Origin of the sequence: Palleronia rufa (genome assembly GCF_000743715.1) — a bacterium.
In the GTDB taxonomy this organism is placed as follows: Bacteria; Pseudomonadota; Alphaproteobacteria; order Rhodobacterales; family Rhodobacteraceae; genus Palleronia; species Palleronia rufa.
Genome location: NZ_JQEY01000003.1, coordinates 96,895 through 121,378, shown reverse-complemented (window position 1 = coordinate 121,378; position 24,484 = coordinate 96,895). Strand labels below are relative to the sequence as shown.

The following is a 24,484-nucleotide window of genomic DNA, read 5'->3' as shown; positions in this document are numbered from 1 at the left end:
AGTCCACCATGAAGGACTCGACCGCAAGGCGCGTCCACGACGGCACTCACAATCAGCCGCGCAGGCACCTTGGCGACTTCATGGCGGCCCAGGATGTCGCCCGAGGGCCAAAGCCCCCCGGTGGCCGCACGCCCTGCGAATACATCTGCAAGCTCAGGGCGTCGGAGGCGGACAGATCCACCCTCAACCCGATCCACCAAATGCCTGGACTGAACACCTAGCGTCCGTCGCTACCGCTGTCGGCATTCGCGTCCGCGGGATCGGCAGCCGTGTCGGTCTCTGGCGGGCGGGGAGCGATCTGGTTGCCGCGGGGGACCGCGGCGCCGGGGGGTGGCGGCTCGTCCCGGTAGGCAGGCGGGGACCGCAACGTGTCGGGGTTGCGCAGCCACAGGTCCTGCTGCGGGAACGGGATCTCGATACCGGCCTGCGCGAAACGGCGGGCGATTTCATGGTTCATCTCCGAGTGCACGTTCAGCACAAAATTCACGTCACGCAGGATCGCGCGCAGCTCGAAATCCAGAGAGCTTGCACCGAATCCCTTGAAATAGATGAATGGCGGCGGCTTGAGAGACACCATGGGATTGTCCTTTGCCACCTCCGTCAGGATCCTCTCGACCAGCCTTGTGTCGGTGCCGTAGGCGACGCCCACGGGCACGATGACGCGACCGACGTTGTTGCCGTGCGTCCAGTTGGTCACGGTTCCTGAGATGAGATCGGCATTGGGCACGATCACGTCGGTACGGTCGAACGTCTCGATCCGGGTCGAGCGGACCGAGATGTCCCGCACATAGCCTGTCTGGTTGTTCACGCTGATCCAGTCGCCCTCGCTGATCGGCCGCTCGATCAGCAGGATGATGCCGGACACGAAATTCGACACGACGTTCTGCAGACCGAAACCGATGCCGACCGACAGCGCACCGGCGACGATGGCCAGGCTGGACAGGTCGATCCCGGCGCTGGTCACGGCGGCGATGACCGCGATCAGGATGCCGACATAGCCGATCCCAGAGGCGATCGCGTTCCGCCCGCCGACGTCGAGCTTCGTCTTGGGCAGGATCTGGCTGCGCATCGTCGCCTGAACGAACCGCGTGGCCGCGTAGCCGATCGCGAAGACGATGAGGAACGTCAGGAAGTCCGCCGGAGAGATGCGCGTCTGGCCAAAGGTGAAACCGGCGCGGAACCGGGACCAGATCTCCGTCAGATCGGCCACCCGGGCGCCCCAGATCAGCGCATAGACCGGAAGGGCCGCCAACGTGAGGCCGAAGCCGATCAGGACCGGGGCAAGAGCGTCGGTTTCCCCTTCCGGCGTGCCGGTGATCAGGGCGTAGACGTCATAGACCAGCCGTTGGAGTACCAGGAGGAACCCGGTTAGAGCCAGGGTCACGACCGTGGGGATCAGCATGATCTCGGCCGCGTTGGAGTAGCCGACCGTCGCCAGGACGACGCCCAGGACGGCGGCCAGAACCGACAGACGACCCAGGACGCGCGTCATGGATCCGGTAATCGACCTTGCGTCCTCCTCGCCGTCTGCGGGCGCGGCGCGGCGGGCCAGCATAAGCAGACGGCCGGTGCGATAGATCGCGAAGGCCAGCAGCAGGCGCGGGATGTAGAGCAGGACCGACACGGCGATGTCGTCACGGTTGGTCAGTCCCGCCAGCACGTGGATGGCAACGATCAGGGTCGTGGCCAGAGCGAGCAAGCGGGAGGCGCGCTTGAGCCGTACGCTCAGGTCATCGGCCAGGCGCATCGGACCCGTGCGGTCCGTGGGGAACAGCGCCCCCGCCAGCCAGAGTCCCGCCACGAACGGAAAGGCGATGGTGGCCAGCGCGCGGGCCAGTTCGATCGCCATCGGTCCGGCAAGACCGGTGAGATCGACGGCGTAGGCGATCAGCGTCACCCCCGCCAGCGGCAGGACGACCTGCCCAAGGGACAGGAAGAAGCCCAGCACCCCCCTTCCCCGGCGGCTCTTGGCAACGGCCCAGCGCTCCAGCACCCAGACCCACAGCGACGATCGAAACACCAGCAGGAGACCGATCAGCGCCAAGCCCCCGGCAAGCGGCAGGAGTCCGCGCGCCCGGTTCCGAACAGTATCCACTGCCCAGTTCGCCTTCGCCTCTTCCCAAAGGCTGAGACCGGTATCGACCGCGGCGGCAACCGCGCCGGACCAGTAGAGGGGGTTCAGCGGAGTCGGCTCACGGGCTAGAAGCCGCGCGGCATAGGCATCCCGGATCCGCCGGTCGATCGCCGCCACCAGCCCGTCGGCCTCGGTGTAGGCCTCCTCGGCGGCCTGGACCGGTTTGCGCAGGGTGTCCAGCTGGTCGTTCAGTGCCTTGCGCCGCTGGGCGATCTGTTCGCTTTCCGGCGACGCGCCGTCCGCCGGAGGGGCCCCAAGCGCGTTCAACTGGCTCTGGACGGTCTCGATCTGCGCGGCGTTCTCATCCTGAGCCTTGAGAAAGGTCGCCCTTCGATCTGCGATCCTGGAACGGAGCGCCTCCAGTCGGTCGACGCCGGGCGTTCCGTCCAGCGCGGCGCGCGCCTGGTCTGCCAGGGCCGCCCAGGAGCTGTAGTTCGGCGCCGCGCTGTCCTGGGCCGCCACCGGCGCCGTCAGCGCCAGGACAAGCCACAGAACGACGGCGAGGATGTGGCGGGTCATGCGTCCTCGAACACCGACGGAAGATCCGGATTCGCGGCCTGGACCAGCCATTGCGGCACGGGCAGGCCCTTTTCGCGCAGAAAATCGGGGTTGAAGATTTTCGACTGGTAGCGTGTCCCGTAGTCGCACAGGATGGTCACGATCGTATGACCCGGCCCGAGTTCGCGCGCCAGGCGCATGGCGCCCGCGACATTCGTGCCGGTGGAGCCGCCCATGCAGAGCCCTTCGTCCTGGAGCAGATCGAACACGATGGGCAGCGCCTCGGCATCGGGGATGCGGTAGCAGAAGTCGGGCGTGAACCCGTCGAGGTTGGCGGTGATGCGGCCCTGGCCGATGCCTTCGGTGATGGAGTCGCCCGGGTTTTCCTCACCGGTGTAGAGCTTGTAGAGACCCGATCCCTCTGGGTCCGCCAGCCCGATCTTGACGCCCCGGTGCTGCAACGCCTCGGCCACGCCGGCCACGGTGCCCCCGGATCCCACCGCGCAGATAAAGCCGTCCACCTTGCCGCCGGTCTGCTCCCAGATCTCGGGGCCGGTGGTCTCCAAATGGGCGCGGCGGTTGGCGGTGTTGTCGAACTGGTTGGCCCATATCGCGCCGTGCGTCTCGCTGCGGGACAGCTCATCGGCCAGGCGACCGGAATATTTCACGTAGTTGTTGGGGTTCTTGTAAGGCACGGCCGGAACCTCGACCAGATGCGCACCCGCCAGGCGGATCATGTCCTTCTTCTCCTGGCTCTGGGTTTCCGGAATGACGATGACTGACCGAAATCCCATCGACGCACCCACCAGGCTGAGGCCGATACCGGTGTTGCCCGCCGTGCCTTCGACGATGGTGCCGCCCGGCTCCAGCAGGCCCCTTTCGACCGCGTCGCGGATGATGAAGAGCGCCGCCCGGTCCTTGACCGACTGGCCGGGGTTCATGAACTCGGCCTTGCCGAGGATCTCGCAGCCCGTCGCCTCGGACGGGCCGCTCAGGCGGATCAGGGGCGTGTTCCCGACGGCTGAGGCCAAGTCGCTGTGGATGGTCATAGCGGCAACTCCCTGTCACGATGTCAGGGCCAGGAGGTAGGCCCTTAGACGCGCGACCTCAAGCGAAGCGGCCGCGATTCCGTTCACGCTCCAGCCACAGGACCGACACCATGAGCGGTCCGGTATCTACCTCTCCGCTGTCCAGCAGGTCCATGAGCCGCCGAAACGTAATAACATGGGCGCGAATGTCCTCTGCCTCTGCGTCAAGGCCGCCGATGCCCTCTGCGGCATCGGGGAGATCCGCAAGGCCAATGTAGCTGGTGACGTATTCGGTGACCGCCCCCGGGCTGGCGTAATAGCACCCGACCTCATGGAGCGCGCCGATCTCCAGCCCCGCCTCTTCGCGTGCCTCGCGCCGGGCGGTCCTGTCCGGCGTTTCGCCGGGATCGACGCGTCCTGCTATGGGTTCGAGCGCCCAGGGGTACAGGTCGCCCCGCAGCCAAGGGCCGTAGCGGAACTGCTCGATCAGCATGACCCGGTCGCGGGCGGGATCGTAGGGCAGCACCGTCACCGCATCGCCGCCGTGAAACCCGGCGCGCAGGATCTCCGGGCTCAGCTCGCCCCCGAAAAGCGGATGGCGCAGCCGCGTTTCGGCAAGGGCGAAATAGTGGCAGTACGGCGTGTCATGTGACAGCACCTGAACACGATCGCGGTGGATGTCGGCGCGCAAGGTCCGGGGAACCGGAGTCCGGGCGGCCTGAAGCTCGGAAAAGACCCGCGCCCGCAGCGTCGGCATCCGAAAGCGCAGTTCCTCCGGCGTGGCGCTGCCGTACATGGCCATGGCGCGCGCGGCGGTGGCGCGCGTCAGTGCGCCGTGGCTGACCTGCCAGCGGTCGAGCGACCAGCTTTCGCCGCTGCCCGCGCCCTCCGGCGCGCGATAGATCACGGCGCGCACCGGGCCGCCGGCCTCTACCTCTGCCGTCTCTGGCAAATAGCCGAACCCGGCCTCATAAAAATGCGCGCGGTCCAGAGCGGTGGCGTCAGCGTCCAGCAGCAGCCCCTCCGTCCGGGCGCCGGCGCGTGCCGCCAGGATCGGCCAGTCGCCGGCCTGCGAACGTTCCACGCGGTGTCCGATAAGCACTGCCGGGACGGCGGCGACGTGATGTCCCAACACGGTGCCGCGAAGCTCGGGGTCCAGAAGCGTGCCGAAGACGAAAAGCGGCCCGCGCGCCATTCCCGTGCCCCCGCCCGTCACGCCCGCGAAACGGTGATCTGCGTCACATCGCAGTTGCCGCTGTGGAAGGTGGCCGCACAGGAGGTGAGGTAGAAATTCCACATCCGCCGGAACCGGTCGTCGAACCCCAGGCCCGCGATCTCACCCCACTTGTCGTTGAACGTTTCGTGCCAGCGGCGCAGGGTCTGGGAGTAGCTGTCGCCGAATTCGACGGACCGCACCAGCCCCAGCCCGGCCCGCGCGATCTCGGCCCGCAAGGCGCTCGGCGACGGCAGCATGCCGCCGGGAAAGATATATTTCTGGATGAAGTCCGGCGCGCGCTTGTAGACCTCCCAGCGGCGGTCCTGCACGGTGATGATCTGTAGCGTCGCATTGCGGCCGGGCTTCAGTCGCTCGCGCAGCGTGTCGAAATAGACGGGCCAGTATTTCTCGCCCACCGCCTCGAACATCTCGATCGAGGCGATGCCGTCGTAGCGCCCGCGCTCGTCGCGGTAGTCCTGCATCTTGATCTCGACCCGGTCCGCCAGGCCGGCCCGCGCGATGCGCGCCTGGGCGTAGTCGAACTGCTCGCGCGAGATCGTCAGCCCGGTGACACGCAGCCCCCTCTCGCGCGCGGCGTATTCCGCGAAGCCGCCCCAGCCGCAGCCGATCTCCAGCACGTGCTCGCCGGGCCGGGCCCCCATCTGGTCCACCATCGAGGCGTATTTCGCTACCTGCGCGGCCTCCAGACTTTCCTGCCCGGTCCCGAACTTGGCCGATGAGTAGGTCATCGTATCGTCCAGCCACAGGCCGTAGAACCGGTTCCCCAGATCGTAATGCGCGGCGATGTTGCGCCGGGCCTGGCGGCGGGTGTTGCGGTAGAGCCAGAAGCGGGTCTTTTCGTAGAGCCGCACCAGCCCCATGCCGGGAAAGCCGTCATACATCTCATCGTTGCCGGCGTGGACCAGATCCATGAACGCCTGCAGGTCGGGGGTGGACCACCAGCCATCGACATAGGCCTCACAGAAACCCAGATCCCCCTCTCGGATCAGCCGCGCGAAAATCTCCGGATTGTGGATGTCCAGCTCTGCCACCGGGCCGGGATTGCGCCCGTCGGCGCGGAACCGGCGGCCATCCGGCAGCACCATGTCGAGCCGGCCGTTCTGCATCTCGCGCGCCATCTGGAAGACATGGGTGAAATAGCGCGGTAGCCCCTGCTGGCCGTCGGTGGTGGTCAATACCGTCATCGTGTCTCCCCTGGTTCCAGCGACGCTAGTCGGCCAAGACACGCTGTTCCATGGGAAACTTGGCCGCGGATCACGGAGAGTTCATGAAAAGGCCCCCTAGGGGGCCGGGCCCCTGCCCGTCAGTCGGTGATTCCGGCGTCCTGGTCCCGCGCGCCGCGCATCCGCGACCGCACCAGCCGCCCCACGAAGACCGGCAGCACGAAGCCGACGATGGCCACGACCCAGAGCCCGATGGCCAGCGGGCTACCGACCAGCGTCAGGTAGTCCCCGTTCGAGATCGTCACCGCGCGGCGCAGATTGTTCTCCATGGTCGAGCCGAGGAGCGTGCCCAGGATGATCGGCACCAGCGGCACGTCGAGCTTGCGCAGCACCCACCCCAGAACGCCGAAGCCGACCATCACCATCAGGTCGAAGGACGACCCCGAAATGCCGTAGATGCCCACGAAGCTGACCATCGCCACCAGCGGCATCAGGATCTTCGGCGGCACCATCAGCACGCGGGTGAACATGCCCACCATCGGGATGTTCATGGCCAGAAGCATGAAGTTGGCGATGAAGAGCGCGGCGATCAGGCCCCAGACGACGTCCGGGTTCTCCGTGAACAGCAGCGGCCCCGGTGTGATGTTCAGCGCCAGAAGCACCGCCAGCAGCACCGCAGTGGTGCCCGACCCCGGCACGCCGAGCGCGAGCATCGGCACCAGTGCCCCCCCCGCGGCGGCGTTGTTGCCGGCTTCGGGGGCGGCGACGCCGCGGGGATCGCCGGTGCCGAAGGTGCCCTCCCTGTCGACCATGCGCTTTTCCATCGAATAGGCGATGAACGATCCCAGCGACGCGCCGGCCCCCGGCAGCACGCCCGCCACGAAGCCAAGTCCGGAGGCACGGAGCATCGACGGGATGCAGCGTTTGATCATCGACCAGGGCGGCGTCAGGCGGCCGACCTCGACGCGGCCGACGGAGTCGGATTTGTCGTGGCGGGTTTCCAGGAAGATGAACACCTCCGACAGGGCGAAGAGGCCGACGATGGCCACCAGGAAGTCGATCCCGTCATAAAGGTGCACCTCTCCGAAGGTGAGGCGCGGCACCCCCGTCTGGGTGTCCACGCCGATCACGCCAACGCCCAGCCCCAGCATCGCCGCAAAGGCGGATTTCGCCTGGTTGGTAGAGGACACGCCGCCCAGGGTGGCGAAGGCCAGCACGAAGAGCGCGAAATATTCCGCAGGTCCGAAGAGCAGCGCGAACTTCACAAGCTGCGGCGCCAGAAGGATGAGACCCCAGGTCGCCAGGAACGCCCCCACGAAAGAGGAGATGCCCGAAAGCGACAGCGCCTCTCCGGCCAGGCCCTTCTTGGCCATGGGGTGGCCGTCGAGACAGGTCATCATCGCCGGTTCGTCGCCGGGAATGTTCAGCAGGATCGAAGAGATTCGCCCGCCGTACATCGCCCCGTAGTAGACGCTGGTCAGCAGGATCAGCGACGGCGTCGGCCCCAGCCCCATGGTGAAGGCGAGGGGGATCAGGATGGCGACGCCGTTCGACGGCCCCAGCCCGGGCAGCGCGCCCATGACCGTGCCCAGAAAGCAGCCCAGGAGCGCCAGGCCGATGTTCTGCCAGGTCAGCGCGACGGCGAAGCCGTCTCCGAGCGATGCGAGGGTTTCCATGGGTGAACTCCTCAGAAGCCGAACGGTCCGCGCGCGAGCGACAGACCGAGGACGAGGTTGAAGACGACGTAGATCCCGACCGAGATCGAGATCCCGGCGACGATGGCCATGAGGATCGTGTTGCCCAGCCGCCAGCTGAGATAGGCCGAGGCGAGCGCGGTCGCGGTCACGAACCCGACTTCGGGCAGGAACTGCGCATAGAGGATCATCACCACGGTGGCGGCGGCGATTTCGGCCAGCCGGCCGATGCCGGGCCAGTCCGGCCCTTCGTCAGGGCGCAGCAGGATCGCCAGCGACGAAATCGCCAGGATCGCGGCGATGGCCAGCGGAAAGGTCTTGGGCCCCACGGCGTCGGAGAGAAAGCTCACCTGGATCTGCAGCGTGGCCCATGCGTAGAAGGCGGCCAGGATCAACCCGACGGCCCCGAAAATTCGGTCGCTCATGTCATCCTCCGCGGATCGGTTTGCCCGCGCCGCGGGATGGCGGCGCGGGTCACGGACGGGGCCGTTACTGGATGATCCCGATTTCCTTGGAGATCTCCTGGATCTGCGCGACAGAGTCCGCGACGAACTGCTCGAACGCGGCGCCCTGCAGGTCGAGCGGGGCAAGGCCGTTGTTCTCCATGACCGTCTTCCACGCGTCGGACGCGTAGAGGTCGGAGATCTTGCCGACCCAGCCCTCATACGCCGCGTCGCTCATGCCGCCGGGGGCGTAGAAGCCGCGCCAGTTGGCACCGATGGCGTCCACCCCCTGCTCGCGCGCGGTCGGCATCTCGGCGAATTCGCCGTCCAGCCGTTCGGGCGCCAGCACCGCGATGACCTTGATATCGCCGGAATCCACGAATCCCTTGGCCTCGGAGATGTCGCCGGTGAAGGCCTGGACCGATCCGGCCAGAAGCTGCGTTACCGCCTCTCCGCCGCCGTCGAAGGCGATATACTTGACCGAGCGCACGTCCTCGATCCCGTAGGCCGAGGCGGCGATCAGTACCTTGAGGTGATCCCAGCCGCCCACCGCCGACCCGCCAGCGATCGACACGGCGGTCGGATCGGACTTGATCCGGTCGAGCAGGTCGGGAAGGGTCTCGACCTCGCTGTCGGCCGCCACCGCGATCACGCCGTAATCGGCGCCGATGGAGGCCAGCCAGCGAACCTGGTCCATGGTGTTGCCGGGATAGGCGCCCTGGGCCAGCCGGGTCGCCGTGGCGGCAGAGGCCGCGACGATCAGGTCGTCATCGTCGGGGCGCTTGGTCACCACCTCGGAAAAGGCCACGCCGCCGCCGCCGCCGGCCAGGTTCACGACCTGCATGGTCTGGTCGAGCAGGCCCGCGTCCTGAAGCGACTTGCCGACCTGGCGGCAGGTGAAGTCCCATCCGCCGCCGGGATTGGCCGGCGCGATGCATTCGGGGTTTTCGGGGGTAAAGCCGGTATGGCTCTCGGCCAGCGCGGCACTTCCCGCAAGGCCAATGGTAACCGCGGCGACAGCGCCGCGGAAGAACGTGATGGTCATCGGTTTCCTCCTCTTTCGACCGTCTGACGCAGATGCGCCGCGGCCTTGCCGACCTGCATAGCGGTTGAACCTGTCGGGAACCTGTCGGATGCTGCCGCCTGGCCGGAACGGGGACAACCGCGTGCGCATCCTTCTGATCGAGGACACCGCAGACCTGGCGGACACCATCGCCGCCGGACTGGCTGCGCGCGGGATCGCCTGCGACCAGGCCGCGACGATCCGCCAGGCCTGCGCGCATCTGGACGTGCAGGCCTATGACGCCGTCGTGCTCGACATCAACCTGCCAGACGGCTCCGGCACCGATCTGCTCCGCGACATGCGGCGGCGCGGCCGGAAGGTGCCCGTCCTGATGCTGACGGCGCAGTTCTCCGTCGACGACAAGCTCTCCGCGTTCTCGCTCGGCGCGGACGACTATCTGGTGAAGCCCTTCGACCAGCGTGAGCTGGAGGCGCGGCTCCACGTGATGGTGCGCCGCCCCGCTGCCGATCCGGGCGGTGCGATCCGGCTGGGGCGGATCAGCTACGATCCGATCGGCGGGCGCGTCCGAAAGGATGGTGAATGCGTGGACCTGACCCGCCGGGAGCTGGCGCTGCTGGATCTGATGCTGCGCCACCGCGGTCAGGTGCTGAGCAAGGACCGGCTCCTTGAGGGGCTCTATTCCTTCGATGACGCCGTCGTGGGCCTGAACGCCATCGAGCTTTACGTCGCGCGGCTGCGCAAGAAGATCGCCGGGGGCGGCGTCGTCATCCGTACGCTGCGCGGACAGGGCTACGTGCTCGAAGCCGATGGCTGAACGCATGGCGGCGCATACCATGTCCCTGACGGCGCGGATGGTCATCGGTCTGACCGCGCTTCTGCTGGTGGGCGGTGCGGCCCTGTCGGTCGCGGCGCTGATCTACGGCCGCACCGCGGCGCGGGACGCGTTCGACCGGCTTCTTGTGGGGGCCGCGGCCTCCATCGCCGCATCGGTGTCGGTGGAGGACGGCACCCCGGTGGTGGACCTGCCCGTCTCCGCCTTCGAGCTTCTGGCCCTGGCGCCGGACGACCGGGTGGCCTACCGCGTCACCGGGCCCGGGGGCGGGCTTCTGACCGGTTACGCCGACCTGCCCGCCGGACCGGCACCGGAGCGCGCCGGAACGGTCTTCTACGACGCGCCCTTCGGCACGGAACCCGCCCGCTACGTGCGCACCTCGCGCCTCTTTGCGGAGCGCAGCTTTTCGGGGCGGGTCGAGATCACCGTCGGGCAGACCCGCCGGGCCCGGACCGAGCTTGCCTGGGACATCACCCGTCGCGCGCTGATCGTGCTGGGGATTCTGGGGGGCGCGGTCCTGATCATGGCGGTGGTGGTGATCCGCACCGCACTCAGCCCTCTCGACCAGCTGGCCCGCACACTCTCGGCCCGCGACCCGCAGGATCTCGACCGGCTGGACACGCGCGTGCCGCGCGAGGTGGCCGCCATGGTCGAGGCGATGAACGGGTTCATGGCCCGGCTGGACCGGCAGCTTGCCTCCATGCGGACGCTGATTTCCGACAGTGCGCACCAGCTGCGCACCCCCGTGGCGGCCCTGCGCGCCCAGGCCGACCTGGCCGCCGGGGCAACCGACGACCGCCAGCGCGCGCAGCTTGTGGGCCGGATCCATGCGCGCACCATCGGCCTTGGCCGTCTGCTGGACCAGATGCTGGCGCGGGCGCGGGTGGCGCACCGCGCCGACGCCGTCCGGCGGGCGCGGATCGACCTGCGCGACATCGCCCTGGATGTGGTGGAGTCGGGCGACCACACGCTGGTGGCGCCGGGCGCGGAACTGCGGCTGGAGATCGGAGAGGATCCGGTCGCCGTGCGGGGCGATGCGCTGTCGCTGAGGGAAGCCGTGTCGAACCTCGTGGCCAATGCGCTGATCCACGGCGTGCCGCCGGTCCGGATCGGCACGGACCTGGCGAAGGGCGCGCGGATCTGGGTCGAAGATCAAGGCCCCGGCATACCGCCCGCGCTCCGCGACCGGCTGGGCGACCGGTTCCTCGGCGCCACAGGATCCCGCGGAGCATCCTCCGGGCTCGGCCTGGCCATCGCGTCGGAGATGGCGCGCTCCTTCGGCGGGCGGCTCTGGGTGGAGGACCGACCGGATGCGTTCCGCATCGGACTGGCCTTCCCGCAGGATCCGGCATGAGGCGGCTTGCGGCTCTGGCCGTGCTCCCGGTCCTCTTCGGTGCCGCTGCCCCCGCGCAAGAGGTCAGCCGCAGTTTCGGACCCGCCGATGCCCCCCGGCGCCTGACCCTGCGCACCACCACCGACATGGATATCCTGGCCCCGACGGTCGTGCGGTTTCTGGCCACCCGCCCCGATCTGGCGCTGGACTACGAGCAATGGGGATCGAACGACCTGTTCGCGCTGACGGCCGCCGAATGCCGCGCCGGCACGCCCGCAGCGGACCTGGTCATCAGTTCCGGCGTGCATCAGATGGTCAGGCTGGTCAACGACGGCTGCGCCGCGCCGTGGCGGTCGGACGCGACGGCCGCCCTCTCGCCGGCTCTGTCGTGGCGGGATGAGCTCTTCGGCGTCTCAAGCGAACCGGCGGTGATGGTCTACAACCGCGACCTTGTCCCCCCGGAGGAGGTTCCGCTGTCGCGCTTCGACCTTCTGGACCTGCTGCGCCCGGCCGACACCGCCTATGCCGGCAGGATCGCGACCTACGACATAGAGCGGTCGGGGCTGGGGTATCTCTTCGCGTTCGTGGACAGCCAGGAGGCCAGTACCTTCGGTGCGCTGATGGAAGGGTTCGCCCGAACCGGAGCGGTGGCCACATGCTGCTCGTCCGAAATCATCGCGGGGGTGAGCGACGGCACCTATCTCATCGCCTACAACGTGCTCGGCTCCTACGCGCAGAGTGCGGCGGCCGACGACCCGTCCCTGGGGATCGTGGAGCCTGCGGACTATACGGTGGTGCTGTCGCGCGCGGCGCTGCTGCCAGGTCCGGTGGCAGGGCCGGAGGCGGGCGCGCTTCTCGACTACCTGCTGTCCCCGGACGGAATCCGCAGCCTGGCGCGGAACCACCTGACCGATGCGGGGCAGACCGGCGAGGAGACGACCGGCGGGCGGCGCGTGCCGATCGGTCTGGGCCCGTCGCTTCTGGTGGCGATGGATCAGGCCAAGTCGCGCCGCTTCATCGCGCGCTGGCGGCAGACCTTCTCGGGCGCGGGGGCGCCCGATACATCGCGCTGAGAGTCAGGTCCCGGCCGCCGAGGCGACGGGTACGCAGGAGCGATGCCGGCCGGTCCCCGCCTTGTCCGGCGCGGCTGGAGCCGAACCGGTCGCGGCGGCCGTTCCATCGAACGCCGACCGCGGCGAAGGCCGATGGATCTGACCTGTCACGGCTTTGTCAGGCCGGCAGAGCGACCCGTAGGATAGGCTTGACCACAGGGATCGGAGGAATCGACATGCTGAGACTGGCGATAGCGGGAATGGTTCTTGCCGGAACGGCCTCGGCCCAGGGGGGAGAGCGCGTGCAGGTCACCGGTGAGATCATCGACACCTGGTGCTATTTCTCCGGGGTCATGGGCGGGCCGGACGCGGTCGTGGGATCGGCGCATCACACCTGCGCGCTCTGGTGCTCGGCCGGGGGGATCCCCGTGGGCCTGCTGGCAGAGGACGGCACCGTCTACATGGTGATGAAGATCGATGGCAGCGCCGACAGCGCCGGCGGCGACACGCAGCTCAGCCTTGCCAGCCACGTGATCACCGCCGACGGACTCCTGTACGAACGTGACGGGCTGAACTATCTGATCGTGGAAAAGGTCGTCTCGGACCAGGATATCCAGGTCCGGAACCACCTCGACTACGGTGCCGTGCCGGGCTTCGCCATTCCCGACAGCGCGATAGAGCAATAGGAGCCGCCGCCATGATCCGCGCCCTCATCGCCACCCTTGTCCTGGCGCTGCCCGCTGCGGCCCAGGATTTTTCCGAAGGCTCCGAAGCGTCGTCGTGGAACCTCTCTGCAGAAAAGCCTGCGAAGTTCGAGGCCCGCGTGGTCGATATCCTCTGCGAACTGTCCGGCGACTGTCCCGAGAATTGCGGCGACGGTGCACGGCAGCTGGGACTGGTCCGCGCCGCCGATGACGTGCTGGTCTTTCCCAACAAGAACGGCCAGCCCGCCTTTACCGGTGCGGCAGTCGAACTCCTGCCGTTCTGCGGGACGGACGTGGTGGTGGACGGGCTGCTGATCGACGATCCCGACCTGGGCGCCCGAAATATCTATCTGGTGCAGACCATCACCCCCGCCGAAGGCGGCGAGACGGTCAAGGCGGACCGCTGGACCAAGGTCTGGGCGGACGAAAACCCCGATGCCGGGGGCAAGGGGCCGTGGTTCCGCCGCGACCCCCGCATCATCGGACAGATCGAGGAAGAAGGCTGGTTCGGACTCGGAGCCCAGGCGGATCAGACCGCGTTCGATGAGCTTTACAGATGAAGCAAGCGTCGGCGGCCTGTGCCGCGCCGACCGGCGCCGAGGCGGCGCAGGGCCCACGGCCGTTCGGCGGCACCGGCGGGGCGCTCGGATTGGGCGCCTTTCCCGGCACCCACGGCCCCGAGCGGCGCTGCGACGGACGTCATCCACCGCGGTGTCTGGGATGCGCGCCCGGCGCGCAGGTTGACGTCGCCCTGCCGCTGACCGGCCTTGCCGGGCGCAACGTGGATCCGCGCCCCGGCACGCCCGAACACGCGCGCGATACGGATGACCGCGAGACGCCGGAACCGGCCCGGCATCGCCGGGACGGTCCGGGACTGACCGGCGCCCCGCGGGCTATCGGCCGCACGGTCCCGTTTGCCGGACCGGACGACGACGATCGGCGCGCCCGGTCCGCCGTTTTCCGCCCGCGGTCGCACGACGTTGAGCGTCTCGCCGCGGTCCCGCCGGACCCGCCGGCAGATCATCGGACGTTCGGGACCGCCGCGCGCCGTGTCAGTGGCGCATGAGGGTCATCGGGCTCATCGTCGCCCTCATCGCGGGACAGGCCGCGCAGGCGGGGTGCGGCCCGGATCCCGCGCCCTGCGCCATCGACGGCGGCGACTACCATGCTGCGCGTCCGGACGCGCCGGACGGCAGCGCGCTGGTGTTCATCCACGGCTACAACTCCAGCGGCGAGGCGATGATGCGCGCCCGCGGCATGGTCGAGGCCGCGCTGGAGCGGGGCTACACGGTGATCGCCCCCTCCGGCCAGCCGATGCAGTCGGGCGACGGACGCACATGGAGCTTTCGCCCCGACCGGTCCGGCGGCCGCGACGACATCGCATTTCTGCAAGCGGTCCGGGACGATGCGGTGGCGCGGTTCGACCTGGACCCCGCGCGAATGCTGCTGGCGGGCTTTTCCATCGGCGGCTCCATGACCGCCTATGTCGCCTGCGCCGTGCCCGGCGCCTTTTCCGCCTACGCCCCGGTCAGCGGCAATTTCTGGCGCCCCTACCCCGAAAGCTGCGCAGGCCCCGCGCCGATGTTCCACACCCACGGCTGGCGCGACGGCACCGTGCCGCTGGAGGGCCGCGTGCTGCGCGGGGGCGCCCTTCGGCAGGGGGACGTCTTCGCCGCCATGCGGATCTGGCGCGATACCAACGGCTGCCCGAAGCTGCAGGCCGACGGTTTCGACACCTCGGGCGATTTCTGGCGCCGCCGGTGGAGCGATTGCGCCGCCCCGCTGGAACTTGCGCTTTTCGACGGCGGGCACGAGATCCCGCCCGGCTGGACGGACATGGCGCTCGACTGGTTCGAGGGCCTGACCGCGCCGGAGTGACGCCTAGGTCGTGAACCCATAAACAGGATTCCCTTGGTTTCTGTGTCGTGATTCACTTCCGGGAGGTGGAGGTGATATATGTCGGGCAGGCACGATCTGACGGATGCGGAGTGGGCTGTGATCGCGCCGCTCCTGCCGAACAAGCCACGGGGCGTCGCGCGGGTTGACGACCGGCGGGTCATCAGCGGCATCTTCTACATTCTCAGGACCGGGACACCGTGGCGCGATCTCCCGGAGCGCTACGGTCCTCGGACGACCGTCTACAACCGGTACAACAGGTGGGCCAAGAGCGGCGTCTGGCTGTGCATCTTCGAGGCTCTGGCGGAGCGCTCCCCGGGGTCGCTGCATCTGATCGACAGTTCCATCGTCCGCGCCCACCAGCACGCCGCCGGCGGAAAAAAGGGGGCGAGGATCACGCCATCGGTCTCTCCCGTGGAGGCCTGACGACCAAGATCCATGCGGTGGTGGACGGTCGCGGCCTGCCGGTTCGGCTGCTCCTGACGCCCGGCCAGGCCTCGGACAAGACCACCGCGCCGGAGCTTGTCGCGCCGCTCGGACTGACCGGCGACGTCGTCGGCGACCGGGGCTACTTCGGACAGGCGGTGATCGCCGCCATCGAGGCGAGCGGTGCGACGGCACATATCCCGAGCCAATCGAACGTCAGGGTGGTGCGAAGCGTCGACCGGGACCTCTACCGCCAGCGCAACAGGATCGAACGGTTCTTCAACCGCCTGAAACACTTCCGCGGCATCGCCACGCGCTACTTCAAGACCGCAACGAACTTCCTCGCCGCCCTCCACCTCGCCTCAACCCGCATCTGGATCAGGACTAATGAGTCCACGACCTAGTCCCTGGGCGTCTTCATCGCGTCGGCCAGCCCGGCGAAGGGCTTCAACGCGGCGTCCTTTAGCGGCTCGGCCCCCGGTGCCGTCGCGGTAACGGTGCCGATCCCGGCACCTTCGGCGCGCGGAAAGGCGGGGAGGGCGAGCGACAGCGCCTCGATCATCACGGCATCGAGGTCGAGAACCCCGGGGACCGCCTCGGTTTCGGTATCCTCCGGGATCTCGACCTCTTCAGCGTCGGGCGGCGCGTCCTGGTATTCGGCGAGGTAGCGGCGCGCGACGGGCTGGTCGATGCGCGTGACGACCGGCTCCAGCGTAACGCCGCAGGGCTGCACGACCGTGGCGCCGAGCGTGGCGTCGAGCCGCCAGTCGCGCGCCCCCTCCGGCACCAGCTGCCCCGAGAAGCGCAGCTTGCGCAGGGAGGACAGGCCGAGTTCCGCGGCCATGGCGGCGCGGACCTCGGCATCCGGCTGCAGGTCGAAGGCGTGGGCGGTGCGATCCGCGCGGCCCGACAGGCGCAGGCGGGACCGGGGGGCTGTGGCTGTCATGGTGTCTCCATTCTTGATGCCGGGCCGGGTCTTGATGTAGGCACCCCTCAGGCCCTCGGGCAAGGCAACGGGACAGATCAGATGAATCGACCAGTCCGGCTCATATGCGCGTGCCTGTTGGCGGCTGCCCTTGCGGCCTGTGCGCCGATCGTCCGCAATCACGGCTACGTGCCGCCGGACGACCAGTTGCGCCAACTGGCGGTGGGCCGGGACAGCCGCGCGGAGGTCGCGGAACTGGTCGGCCGTCCGACGACAGAGGGCGTGCTGGGCGAGGACGCGTGGTACTACGTCCAGAGCCGGTTCCGCCAGTCCGGCTACCGCGCGCCGCAGGAGATCGACCGCGAGGTGGTAGCGATCTCCTTCGCGGCGGACGGCAGGATCGAGAACATCGAGCGGTTCGGCCTTGAGCGCGGCCGCGTCGTGCCGCTGTCGCGCCGGGTGACGGAGCAGAACGTCAAGGGCGTGGGCTTCCTGCGCCAGCTCTTCGGCAATATCGGCCAGTTCAATCCGGGCGACTTCTTCAACGAGTAGCCCGGGCGCGACACGGCGTCGCGGCGGGCGCTACGCCCTGTCGGCCGGCTCGAACTCCAGCGCGACCCCGTTGATGCAGTAGCGCAGGCCGGTGGGCTGGGGTCCATCGGGAAAGACATGGCCCAGATGGGCATCGCAGCGCGCGCAATGCACTTCCGTTCGCGTCATGAAGAACTTGCGGTCCTCGGACGTGCCGACGTTCTCCGGGTCGGCGGGATCGTAGAAGGACGGCCAACCGGTGCCGCTGTCGAACTTGTGCTCCGCGTCGAATACCGGCAGCCCGCAGCAGACGCAGTTGAACGTGCCGGGGCCGTCGGGAAAATCCTCATGGGTATAGGCACGTTCGGTGCCGTGCTTGCGGGTGACCTTGTAGGCCAGGTCCGAAAGCTGCGCGCGCCACTCGGCGTCGGATTTTTCGATTCTGTCCATGGTGTCCTTCGCCGATCGGTCACGAAACCGTCGCCCGGTTTCTGTTATTGCTTTCCTTGAGGAATATAGGCTCGATCAGATGTGTTGAAAAGGCGGGAGGCGGCGCCGTGACGCTGGTGACGAAGGGTGGATACCGGGCGTTCGAGTCCGCGGATCCCGGAGAGGTGGCCCGCGCCATGGCGCTGCGCGCGCGGCTGTTTCCGTCCGATCGGGCGGCGCCCGACCCCTACGACGCACGCTGCCGCCACGTGTTGGTGGAGGATCGGCGCGGCCGCGTCCTGTGCACCTTCCGGCTGATGCCGCTGGCGGGCGGCGGGGAGATCGGCGGCAGCTATGCGGCGCGCTTCTACGGGCTGGACCGGCTGGGCGTCTATGACGGTCCGATGGTCGAACTGGGCCGGTTCTGCGTCCATCCCGACGAAGTGAACGGCGACGTCCTGCGCGTCGCCTGGGCCGCGCTGACACGGATCGTGGACCGTGAGGGGGCACGGATGCTGTTCGGCTGCGCGTCCTTCCCGGGCACGGACGCGCGGACCCACGCGGATGCCTTTGCGATGCTGCACGCGCGTCACCGCGCACCGCTGCGATGGCGCCCCCGCGTCAAGGCGCCGCGGATCGTGTCCCTGGCCCGCGCGCTGTCGCGGCCGTTCGATGCGCAACGCGCCGCGGCGGGCCTGCCGCCGCTTCTGCGGACGTACCTTGGCATGGGGGGCTGGGTGTCCGACCATGCCGTCGTCGATGAGGAGATGGGCACCATGCATGTGTTCACCGGCGTCGAGGTCGGGGCGATCCCGCCCGCGCGGAGGCGGCTGCTGCGCGCCATGGCGGCGTGATCACTCCTTTTCGGTCGTGAACGTCAGCGGATAGCCCTCTGCCGCGCCCATCTCGTTGGCTTGGGCGGCCTTGTCCTCGGCGACCTCCCGGGTGAAGACCGCCACCACCGACGCCCCCAGCCGATGGGCGGTGAGCATGACGCCCAGCGCGTCGCTTTCGCCCATGCGGAACACCGATTTCAACACCCGGGTCACGAAGTCCCGCGGCGTGAAATCGTCGTTCAGCAGGATCACCTTGTAGAGAGGCGGGCGCGTGGCCTTCGCCTTCGCCGCAGGTTTCAGGAGGGTGTCGTCATCGGCCATGGCGGTGATATAGGGCGACACGGGCTTGATGCGGCCCGCGGGCACCTCTAGGTCGCGGCCATGGCGCGCGCACCCCTTCTCCAGCTTTCCGACATTTCCCTGACCTTCGGGGGCGATCCGGTGTTCTCCGGCCTCGATCTGGTGGTCCAGCCGGGGGACCGCGTGGCGCTGGTCGGTCGCAACGGGTCGGGCAAGTCCACGCTGATGAAGGTCATGGCCGGGCTGGTCGAGCCGGACCGCGGCGCGCGGGTGCTCTCACCCGGCACCACGGTGGGTTACATGGAGCAGGAGCCGACCATGGACGGCTTCGCCACGCTGGGCGATTTCGCCGCCTCTACCCTGGACGAGGCGGAGCGCTACAGGATCGAGATGGTGGCCGAGGGGCTGACCTTCGATCCCGACACCGACCCGGCCAAGGCGTCCGGCGGCGAGCGTCGGCGCGCCGCACTCGCCAAGCTGCTGGCCGAGGCGCCGGAACTGATGCTGCTGGACGAGCCGACCAACCATCTGGACATCCGCGCCATCGCCTGGCTGGAGGATCAGCTTAGGAGCACCCGCGCGGGCTATGTGCTGATCTCTCACGACCGCGCCTTTCTGCGCAACCTGACACGCGCGACCCTTTGGATCGACCGGGGCGCGGTGCGGCGGCAGGAGAAGGGCTTCGCCGATTTCGAGGACTGGCGCGACCGGGTCTGGGACGAAGAGGACACCCAGCGCCACAAGCTCGACCGCAAGATCAAGGCCGAAGGTCGCTGGGCGGTGGAGGGCATCAGCGCGCGGCGCAAGCGCAACCAGGGCCGGGTGCGGGCGCTCCAGCAATTGCGCGACGACCGCTCGGGCATGATCCGTCGCCAGGGCACCGCGGCGATGGCGCTGGAGCAGGGCTCGCAGAGCGGCAAGAAGGTCATCGAGGCCGAGGCGATCACGAAATCCTACGGCGATCACGAGATCCTGCGCCCGTTCTCGATCCGCATCGGGCGGGGCGACCGGGTCGCCTTTGTCGGGCCCAACGGGGTGGGCAAGACGACGCTGCTCAGGATGCTGACCGGAGAGCTTGCGCCGGACGCGGGCCGGGTGCGCCACGGCACCAACCTGGAGATCGCGGTGTTCGACCAGGCCCGCGCGCAGCTCGACGGCGACATGACCCTGTGGGAGAACCTGATCGGCAGCCCGGACATGCGGGTGTCGGGCGCGGCCGATCAGGTGATGGTGCGCGGCACGCCGCGCCATGTGGTGGGCTACCTCAAGGATTTCCTGTTTTCGGAAGCGCAGGCCCGGGCGCCGGTGCGCGCGCTGTCGGGCGGGGAAAAGGCGCGGCTGCTGCTGGCCAAACTGATGGCGAAACAGTCGAATCTGCTGGTCCTGGACGAGCCGACGAACGATCTGGACATCGAGACGCTGGACCTGCTCCAGGATCTGTTGGGCGACTATGACGGCACGGTGCTTCTGGTCAGCCACGACCGCGATTTCCTGGACCGTGTGGCCAGCCAGACCGTGGCGTTCGAGGGGCAGGGGCGCGCCGCGGTCTATGCGGGCGGCTGGACCGACTACCAGTCGCAGAAACCCGCACAGACCCCGCCGGAAACGGCCCCGGCGACGCCTGCCAGGACCGTGCGTGCGCAGGACCGGTCCCGGTCCGGAGGCGGGCTGTCCTTTACCGAAGCGCATCGTCTGAAAACCCTGCCCGATGACATCGCGCGGCTGGAGGCCGAGATCTCGAAGCTCGAATCGCTGCTGTCGGACCCGGAGCTTTTCACCCGTGAGCCGGTGAAATTCCGCAAGGCGACAGAGGCGCTGGCCGACCGTCAGGCCCGTCTGTCCGCGGCAGAGGACGAATGGCTTACCCTGACCGACCGGGCGGAGGTCTGAACACGAAGTTTTGAGCGATCCGTTGCGGGAATGCTGCAGGGCGGCGCGATCTTGCCCAAACAGCCGTGCGCTCTCCGCCATGAATGGCTTATGACTGAAATCTTCCCGGGAACCTCCGTGCAGTCTGTGCGTCTTGCGCGCAGATGTCCGGGAGAGCGCCGCGCATTCACGCGGCGTGACGGATCAAGAAACCACAAGGAGCAGATCCCATGAAATTCGTTACCATGACCGCCGCCGGCGCGCTGATCGCCGGAGCCGCCCATGCCGGCGGTGTGAACACCGCCCCGGTCGAGCCCATGGTGGTCGCGCCCGCGCCCATCGTGTCCTCCCCCGACTGGTCCGGCGGATATGCCGGTGCGTCGCTGGGCTATGGCCTGATCGACGAGGACGGCCTCGACGGACTCGAGGACGAAGACACGCAGTTCTTCGGTGATGACGACATCACCTTCGACGTGGACGGCGACGGCGCCATCGGCGGCGTGTTCGCCGGTTACCAGTACGACTTCGGCAGCTACGTGCTTGGCGCCGAACTGGACCTGAACGCGGCCAACCTGGACTTCGACGACGACAGCATCAGCGATGTCTTCGACGACAACGACATCGATGACGACAGCAACGTCTCCATCGACCAGATCCACCGCCTGAAACTGCGTGCGGGCTACGACGCGGGCAACACGCTGGTCTATGGCGTGCTCGGCGCGGCCTATGCCAAGGCCGACATTTTCGGCTCCGACTTCTCCGACACCGGCTATGTCGTCGGCGCCGGCGTCGACTACAAGGTGACGGACGCGGTCAACGTCGGCGGCGAAGTTCTGTACCAGCAGTGGGACGACTTCGACAACACCGGCGTGGACTTCGACGCCACCACGTTCCAGGCCCGCGTGGCCTACCAGTTCTGATCCGACGATCGGCACTGTTTGCGGGGGGTCGGCCGAAAGGCCGGCCCCCTTGCCTTTGGGCTTGCCTCGTCCCGCCGATCTTGCGACACCGCGCGCGCCATCGCCGGAAGAGGGACATGCCGTGATCCGCCTGACCAATTCCGCGACCCGCCGGAAAGAGACGTTCACGCCGCTGACCGAGGGCGACGTCCGGATGTATGTCTGCGGGCCGACGGTCTACGACCGCGCGCATATGGGCAACGCCCGATCGGCGGTGGTGTTCGACACGCTTTACCGGCTGCTGCGCCAGGTCTACGGGGTGGCCGCGGTAACTTATGTGCGCAACATCACCGACGTGGACGACAAGATCAACGCCCGCGCCGCCGAAACCGGGCGCCCGATCGCACAGATCACCGAGGAGACGGGCCGGTGGTACGTGGAGGACATGGCCGCGCTGGGCTGCCTGCCGCCGGACGAAAGCCCCCGTGCGACGGCCCATATCCCCCCGATGGTCGAGATGATCGGCCGGCTGATCGCGGACGGCCATGCCTATGAGGCGGAGGGGCATGTGTTGTTCTCCGTCTCCAGCTACGACGGCTACGGCCGGCTTTCGGGGCGGTCGGTCGAGGACATGATCGCCGGCGCGCGGGTCGAGGTCGCGCCCTATAAGCGCGATCCGATGGATTTCGTGCTGTGGAAGCCTTCGGACGACGGTGCACCGGGCTGGGGCAGCCCGTGGGGCCGGGGCCGTCCGGGCTGGCATATCGAATGCTCGGCCATGGCCGCGGAGTATCTGGGCACCACCTTCGACATCCACGGCGGCGGCGGAGACCTGATGTTCCCGCACCACGAGAACGAGATCGCGCAATCGGTCTGCGCCCACGGCGGCGCACCCATGGCGCGGGTCTGGCTGCACAATGAGATGCTGCTGGTCGACGGCCGCAAGATGTCGAAATCGCTGGGCAATTTCTTCACTGTGCGGGAATTGCTCGAGAAGAAATTTCGGGGCCCTGTAATCCGTTGGGTGCTTATGTCCGCAAAGTACTCTTCTGTACTGGAGTGGAGTGGAGATAAACTGCGTGAAGCTTCGATAGAGCTGGAGAAATATGCGACTGTGACGCGAGGCCTTTCTCCCGGTCAAGTCCCGCCCGGGATAGTCGAGGCACTTTCAAACGACCTGAATACACCTCAAGCCGTCAGTTATATCCGAAAGTTCTTTGCCGAGGGCGACTATGACAGCCTGATCTCCGGTCTTGCATTTCTGGGAATCAAGATTCGCCCAACATCTGAAATTGGCCGAAGGTCAGTTCAGGAGGTTACGGATCAATACTTGGAGGCACCGCTCTTGGGAGCGGAAGGCTTCTTCAAAAATCTTCGTAATCTACAGACTGACTTCTACCCAGAATATAAGGTGGTTCATCCCGACCAAGCCATACTATTGAATGTATTTAAAGCTGCGAGGAACGCGGGGATCGCAGATATGGTAGAAAGTTATCGAAACGCTAGAGCTAGAAAAGACTTTGATACTGCAGACAGGTTGCGGGAAGAAGCGGCTCAGTTGGGTTTTCAGATAATCGTCACTCCCGAGGGCGAGCGATGGCTCAGACGTAGTCCCAACAAATGACCCGCGAGCGGCTCACCCTCTACGACACCACCCTGCGCGACGGGCAGCAGACGCAGGGGGTGCAGTTCTCGGTCGCCGAAAAGCTGGCCATCGCGACGATGCTGGACACGCTGGGCGTGGACTATATCGAGGGCGGCTGGCCCGGCGCCAACCCGACCGACAGCGCGTTCTTCGAGACCGTGGCGCCGACGCGGGCCACCATGGCGGCCTTCGGTATGACCAGGCGGGCAGGGCGTTCGGCGTCGAACGACGATGTGCTGGCCGCGGTGCTGAACGCCGGCACCCCCGCCGTCTGCCTGGTGGGGAAAAGCCACGATTACCATGTCAGGACCGCGCTCGGAGTCAGCCGGGAGGAGAATCTGGAGGCGATCCAGGGGTCGATCGCGCATTGCGTCGCCAAAGGCCGGGAGGCCGTGTTCGACGCGGAACATCTCTTCGACGGCTATGCGTCCGATCCCGGCTATGCCCTGGCCTGCCTGCACGCCGCGGCAGAGGCCGGAGCGCGCTGGATCGTACTCTGCGACACCAACGGCGGCACGCTGCCGGACCGGATCGCCGAGGTGGTCGGCGCGGTGATCGACAGCGGCATCCCCGGCACGCGGCTGGGCATCCACACCCATGACGACACCGGAACCGCCGTGGCGGGGAGCCTTGCGGCGGTCGAGGCCGGGGTGCGCCAGGTTCAGGGCACGCTGAACGGGTTGGGCGAACGCTGCGGCAACGCCGATCTGGTAAGCCTGATCCCGACCCTGCTGCTGAAGCCCCCATACCGCGACCGGTTCGCCATTTCCGTGACGCCCGAGGGGCTGGCCGGATTGACCCGCATTTCCCGCAGGCTCGACGACATCCTGAACCGGGTGCCGCGCAACGACGCGCCCTACGTTGGGGCGTCGGCTTTCGCGCATAAGGCGGGGCTTCATGCCAGCGCCATCGCCAAGGATCCGGCCACTTATGAGCACGTGGATCCGGCGGCCGTGGGAAACCGGCGGGTGATCCCGATGTCCAACCAGGCCGGACAGTCCAACCTGCGCGCGCGCCTGATCGACATGGGCCTGTCGGTGGAAAAGGGCGATCCGCGGCTGGGACGGATCCTTGAGGCAATCAAGTCCCTGGAGGACAAGGGCTATTCCTATGACACCGCACAGGCGAGCTTTGAGCTGGTGGCCCGGCGCGCCCTGGACCAGTTGCCGAACTTCTTCGAGGTCAAGCGTTACCGGGTCAGCGTCGAGCGGCGGAAGAACAAGTACGACCGGATGGTGAGTCTGTCGGAAGCGGTCGTGGTGGTGAAGATCGGCGACGAGAAGAAGCTGTCGGTCTCCGAAAGCATGGACGCGACGGGGTCCGACCGCGGGCCGGTGAACGCCCTGTCGAAAGCGCTGGCCAAGGATCTTGGCCCCTACCAGCACATCATTGACGACATGCATCTTGTCGATTTCAAGGTCCGGATCACCCAGGGCGGGACCGAGGCCGTGACCCGCGTCATCGTCGACAGCGAGGATGGCCAGGGCCGCCGCTGGTCCACCGTGGGGGTCAGCGCGAATATCGTCGACGCGTCCTTCGAGGCGCTGATCGACGCGGTCGTCTGGAAGCTGGTCCGCGATGCCTGA

Annotated in this window: 23 protein-coding genes; 13 read left to right on the top strand and 10 right to left on the bottom strand. The window is 67.7% G+C overall.

The window, feature by feature from the left end; genetic code table 11:
- Nucleotides 1-217 precede the first annotated feature (217 nt).
- The 7 genes from KW83_RS06355 to KW83_RS06325 form a co-directional block, all read right to left on the bottom strand.
- Nucleotides 218-2,653 carry a DUF3772 domain-containing protein gene (locus KW83_RS06355; RefSeq protein ID WP_051928322.1) on the bottom strand — a complete coding sequence of 812 codons (2,436 nt, stop codon included), beginning with the start codon at nt 2,651-2,653 and terminating at the stop codon, nt 218-220.
- Nucleotides 2,650-3,681 (bottom strand): cysteine synthase A, encoded by a 1,032-nt coding sequence (locus KW83_RS06350; protein ID WP_036176328.1) that lies wholly within the window; start codon nt 3,679-3,681, stop codon nt 2,650-2,652. Before KW83_RS06350 ends, KW83_RS06355 begins: the two co-directional genes overlap by 4 nt.
- 58 nt (nt 3,682-3,739) lie before the next feature.
- A complete protein-coding gene (locus KW83_RS06345; RefSeq protein ID WP_036176326.1) occupies nt 3,740-4,855 on the bottom strand; it encodes an NUDIX domain-containing protein in 1,116 nt (371 codons plus the stop codon).
- 17 nt (nt 4,856-4,872) lie between these two features.
- Nucleotides 4,873-6,081: an SAM-dependent methyltransferase gene (locus tag KW83_RS06340; RefSeq protein WP_036176322.1), complete on the bottom strand. Its 1,209-nt coding sequence runs from the start codon at nt 6,079-6,081 to the stop codon at nt 4,873-4,875.
- Nucleotides 6,082-6,200: 119 nt separating this feature from the next.
- Nucleotides 6,201-7,736, bottom strand: a complete 1,536-nt coding sequence (locus KW83_RS06335; protein WP_036176319.1) for a tripartite tricarboxylate transporter permease — start codon at nt 7,734-7,736, stop codon at nt 6,201-6,203.
- Between the two features lie 11 nt (nt 7,737-7,747).
- Nucleotides 7,748-8,179 (bottom strand): tripartite tricarboxylate transporter TctB family protein, encoded by a 432-nt coding sequence (locus KW83_RS06330; protein WP_036176317.1) that lies wholly within the window; start codon nt 8,177-8,179, stop codon nt 7,748-7,750.
- Nucleotides 8,180-8,243: 64 nt separating this feature from the next.
- Complete coding sequence (locus KW83_RS06325; protein ID WP_036176314.1) at nt 8,244-9,242, bottom strand: Bug family tripartite tricarboxylate transporter substrate binding protein; 999 nt, start codon at nt 9,240-9,242, stop codon at nt 8,244-8,246.
- Nucleotides 9,243-9,363: 121 nt separating this feature from the next.
- Here KW83_RS06325 and KW83_RS06320 point away from each other — a divergent pair, with 121 nt between their 5' ends.
- The 7 genes from KW83_RS06320 to KW83_RS19695 all read left to right on the top strand — a co-directional run bounded on the left by KW83_RS06320 (nt 9,364) and on the right by KW83_RS19695 (nt 15,868).
- On the top strand, nt 9,364-10,035 hold the full coding sequence (locus tag KW83_RS06320) for a response regulator transcription factor (protein ID WP_036176917.1): 672 nt from the start codon (nt 9,364-9,366) through the stop codon (nt 10,033-10,035).
- A complete protein-coding gene (locus tag KW83_RS06315) occupies nt 10,028-11,407 on the top strand; it encodes a sensor histidine kinase (RefSeq protein ID WP_036176311.1) in 1,380 nt (459 codons plus the stop codon). The genes KW83_RS06320 and KW83_RS06315 overlap by 8 nt, the downstream gene beginning before the upstream one ends.
- On the top strand, nt 11,404-12,459 hold the full coding sequence (locus tag KW83_RS06310; RefSeq protein ID WP_036176307.1) for an ABC transporter substrate-binding protein: 1,056 nt from the start codon (nt 11,404-11,406) through the stop codon (nt 12,457-12,459). The genes KW83_RS06315 and KW83_RS06310 overlap by 4 nt, the downstream gene beginning before the upstream one ends.
- A gap of 215 nt (nt 12,460-12,674) precedes the next feature.
- Nucleotides 12,675-13,124, top strand: coding sequence for a hypothetical protein (locus KW83_RS06305; protein ID WP_036176305.1), 450 nt, complete (start codon nt 12,675-12,677; stop codon nt 13,122-13,124).
- Nucleotides 13,125-13,135: 11 nt separating this feature from the next.
- The gene (locus tag KW83_RS06300) at nt 13,136-13,702 is read left to right on the top strand and encodes a hypothetical protein (RefSeq protein ID WP_036176303.1); all 567 of its coding nucleotides are present in this window, start codon (nt 13,136-13,138) and stop codon (nt 13,700-13,702) included.
- A gap of 502 nt (nt 13,703-14,204) precedes the next feature.
- Nucleotides 14,205-15,020 carry an alpha/beta hydrolase family esterase gene (locus KW83_RS06290; RefSeq protein ID WP_036176288.1) on the top strand — a complete coding sequence of 272 codons (816 nt, stop codon included), beginning with the start codon at nt 14,205-14,207 and terminating at the stop codon, nt 15,018-15,020.
- Nucleotides 15,021-15,098: 78 nt separating this feature from the next.
- Nucleotides 15,099-15,868 (top strand): IS5 family transposase gene (locus tag KW83_RS19695; RefSeq protein ID WP_152563479.1). Its coding sequence is split into 2 segments (ribosomal slippage): nt 15,099-15,411 and nt 15,411-15,868, totalling 771 coding nucleotides; the frame shifts between segments, so codons are not numbered across the junction.
- Here the strand turns inward: KW83_RS19695 and KW83_RS06275 are convergent.
- On the bottom strand, nt 15,865-16,410 hold the full coding sequence (locus KW83_RS06275) for a YceD family protein (RefSeq protein ID WP_036176914.1): 546 nt from the start codon (nt 16,408-16,410) through the stop codon (nt 15,865-15,867). The genes KW83_RS19695 and KW83_RS06275 overlap by 4 nt on opposite strands.
- A gap of 81 nt (nt 16,411-16,491) precedes the next feature.
- On the opposite strand from KW83_RS06275, the gene KW83_RS06270 reads away from it, so the two are divergent.
- Nucleotides 16,492-16,941: an outer membrane protein assembly factor BamE gene (locus tag KW83_RS06270; RefSeq protein ID WP_036176285.1), complete on the top strand. Its 450-nt coding sequence runs from the start codon at nt 16,492-16,494 to the stop codon at nt 16,939-16,941.
- 30 nt (nt 16,942-16,971) lie between these two features.
- On the opposite strand, the gene msrB is transcribed toward KW83_RS06270, so the two are convergent.
- Nucleotides 16,972-17,370: a peptide-methionine (R)-S-oxide reductase MsrB gene (msrB, locus tag KW83_RS06265; protein ID WP_036176282.1), complete on the bottom strand. Its 399-nt coding sequence runs from the start codon at nt 17,368-17,370 to the stop codon at nt 16,972-16,974.
- Between the two features lie 107 nt (nt 17,371-17,477).
- Between msrB and KW83_RS06260 the strand changes: the two genes are divergently transcribed.
- Nucleotides 17,478-18,203, top strand: a complete 726-nt coding sequence (locus tag KW83_RS06260; protein ID WP_036176279.1) for a GNAT family N-acetyltransferase — start codon at nt 17,478-17,480, stop codon at nt 18,201-18,203.
- On the opposite strand, the gene KW83_RS06255 is transcribed toward KW83_RS06260, so the two are convergent.
- Nucleotides 18,204-18,551: an ATP-dependent Clp protease adaptor ClpS gene (locus tag KW83_RS06255; protein ID WP_235191372.1), complete on the bottom strand. Its 348-nt coding sequence runs from the start codon at nt 18,549-18,551 to the stop codon at nt 18,204-18,206.
- A gap of 15 nt (nt 18,552-18,566) precedes the next feature.
- Here KW83_RS06255 and KW83_RS06250 point away from each other — a divergent pair, with 15 nt between their 5' ends.
- The 4 genes from KW83_RS06250 to cimA all read left to right on the top strand — a co-directional run bounded on the left by KW83_RS06250 (nt 18,567) and on the right by cimA (nt 24,484).
- Nucleotides 18,567-20,375 carry an ABC-F family ATP-binding cassette domain-containing protein gene (locus tag KW83_RS06250; protein ID WP_036176276.1) on the top strand — a complete coding sequence of 603 codons (1,809 nt, stop codon included), beginning with the start codon at nt 18,567-18,569 and terminating at the stop codon, nt 20,373-20,375.
- Between the two features lie 209 nt (nt 20,376-20,584).
- Nucleotides 20,585-21,274 carry an outer membrane protein gene (locus KW83_RS06245; protein WP_036176273.1) on the top strand — a complete coding sequence of 230 codons (690 nt, stop codon included), beginning with the start codon at nt 20,585-20,587 and terminating at the stop codon, nt 21,272-21,274.
- A 121-nt stretch (nt 21,275-21,395) separates the two neighbouring features.
- Nucleotides 21,396-22,877 carry a cysteine--tRNA ligase gene (gene cysS, locus KW83_RS06240; RefSeq protein ID WP_036176271.1) on the top strand — a complete coding sequence of 494 codons (1,482 nt, stop codon included), beginning with the start codon at nt 21,396-21,398 and terminating at the stop codon, nt 22,875-22,877.
- Nucleotides 22,874-24,484, top strand: a complete 1,611-nt coding sequence (gene cimA / locus KW83_RS06235) for a citramalate synthase (protein WP_036176268.1) — start codon at nt 22,874-22,876, stop codon at nt 24,482-24,484. Before cysS ends, cimA begins: the two co-directional genes overlap by 4 nt.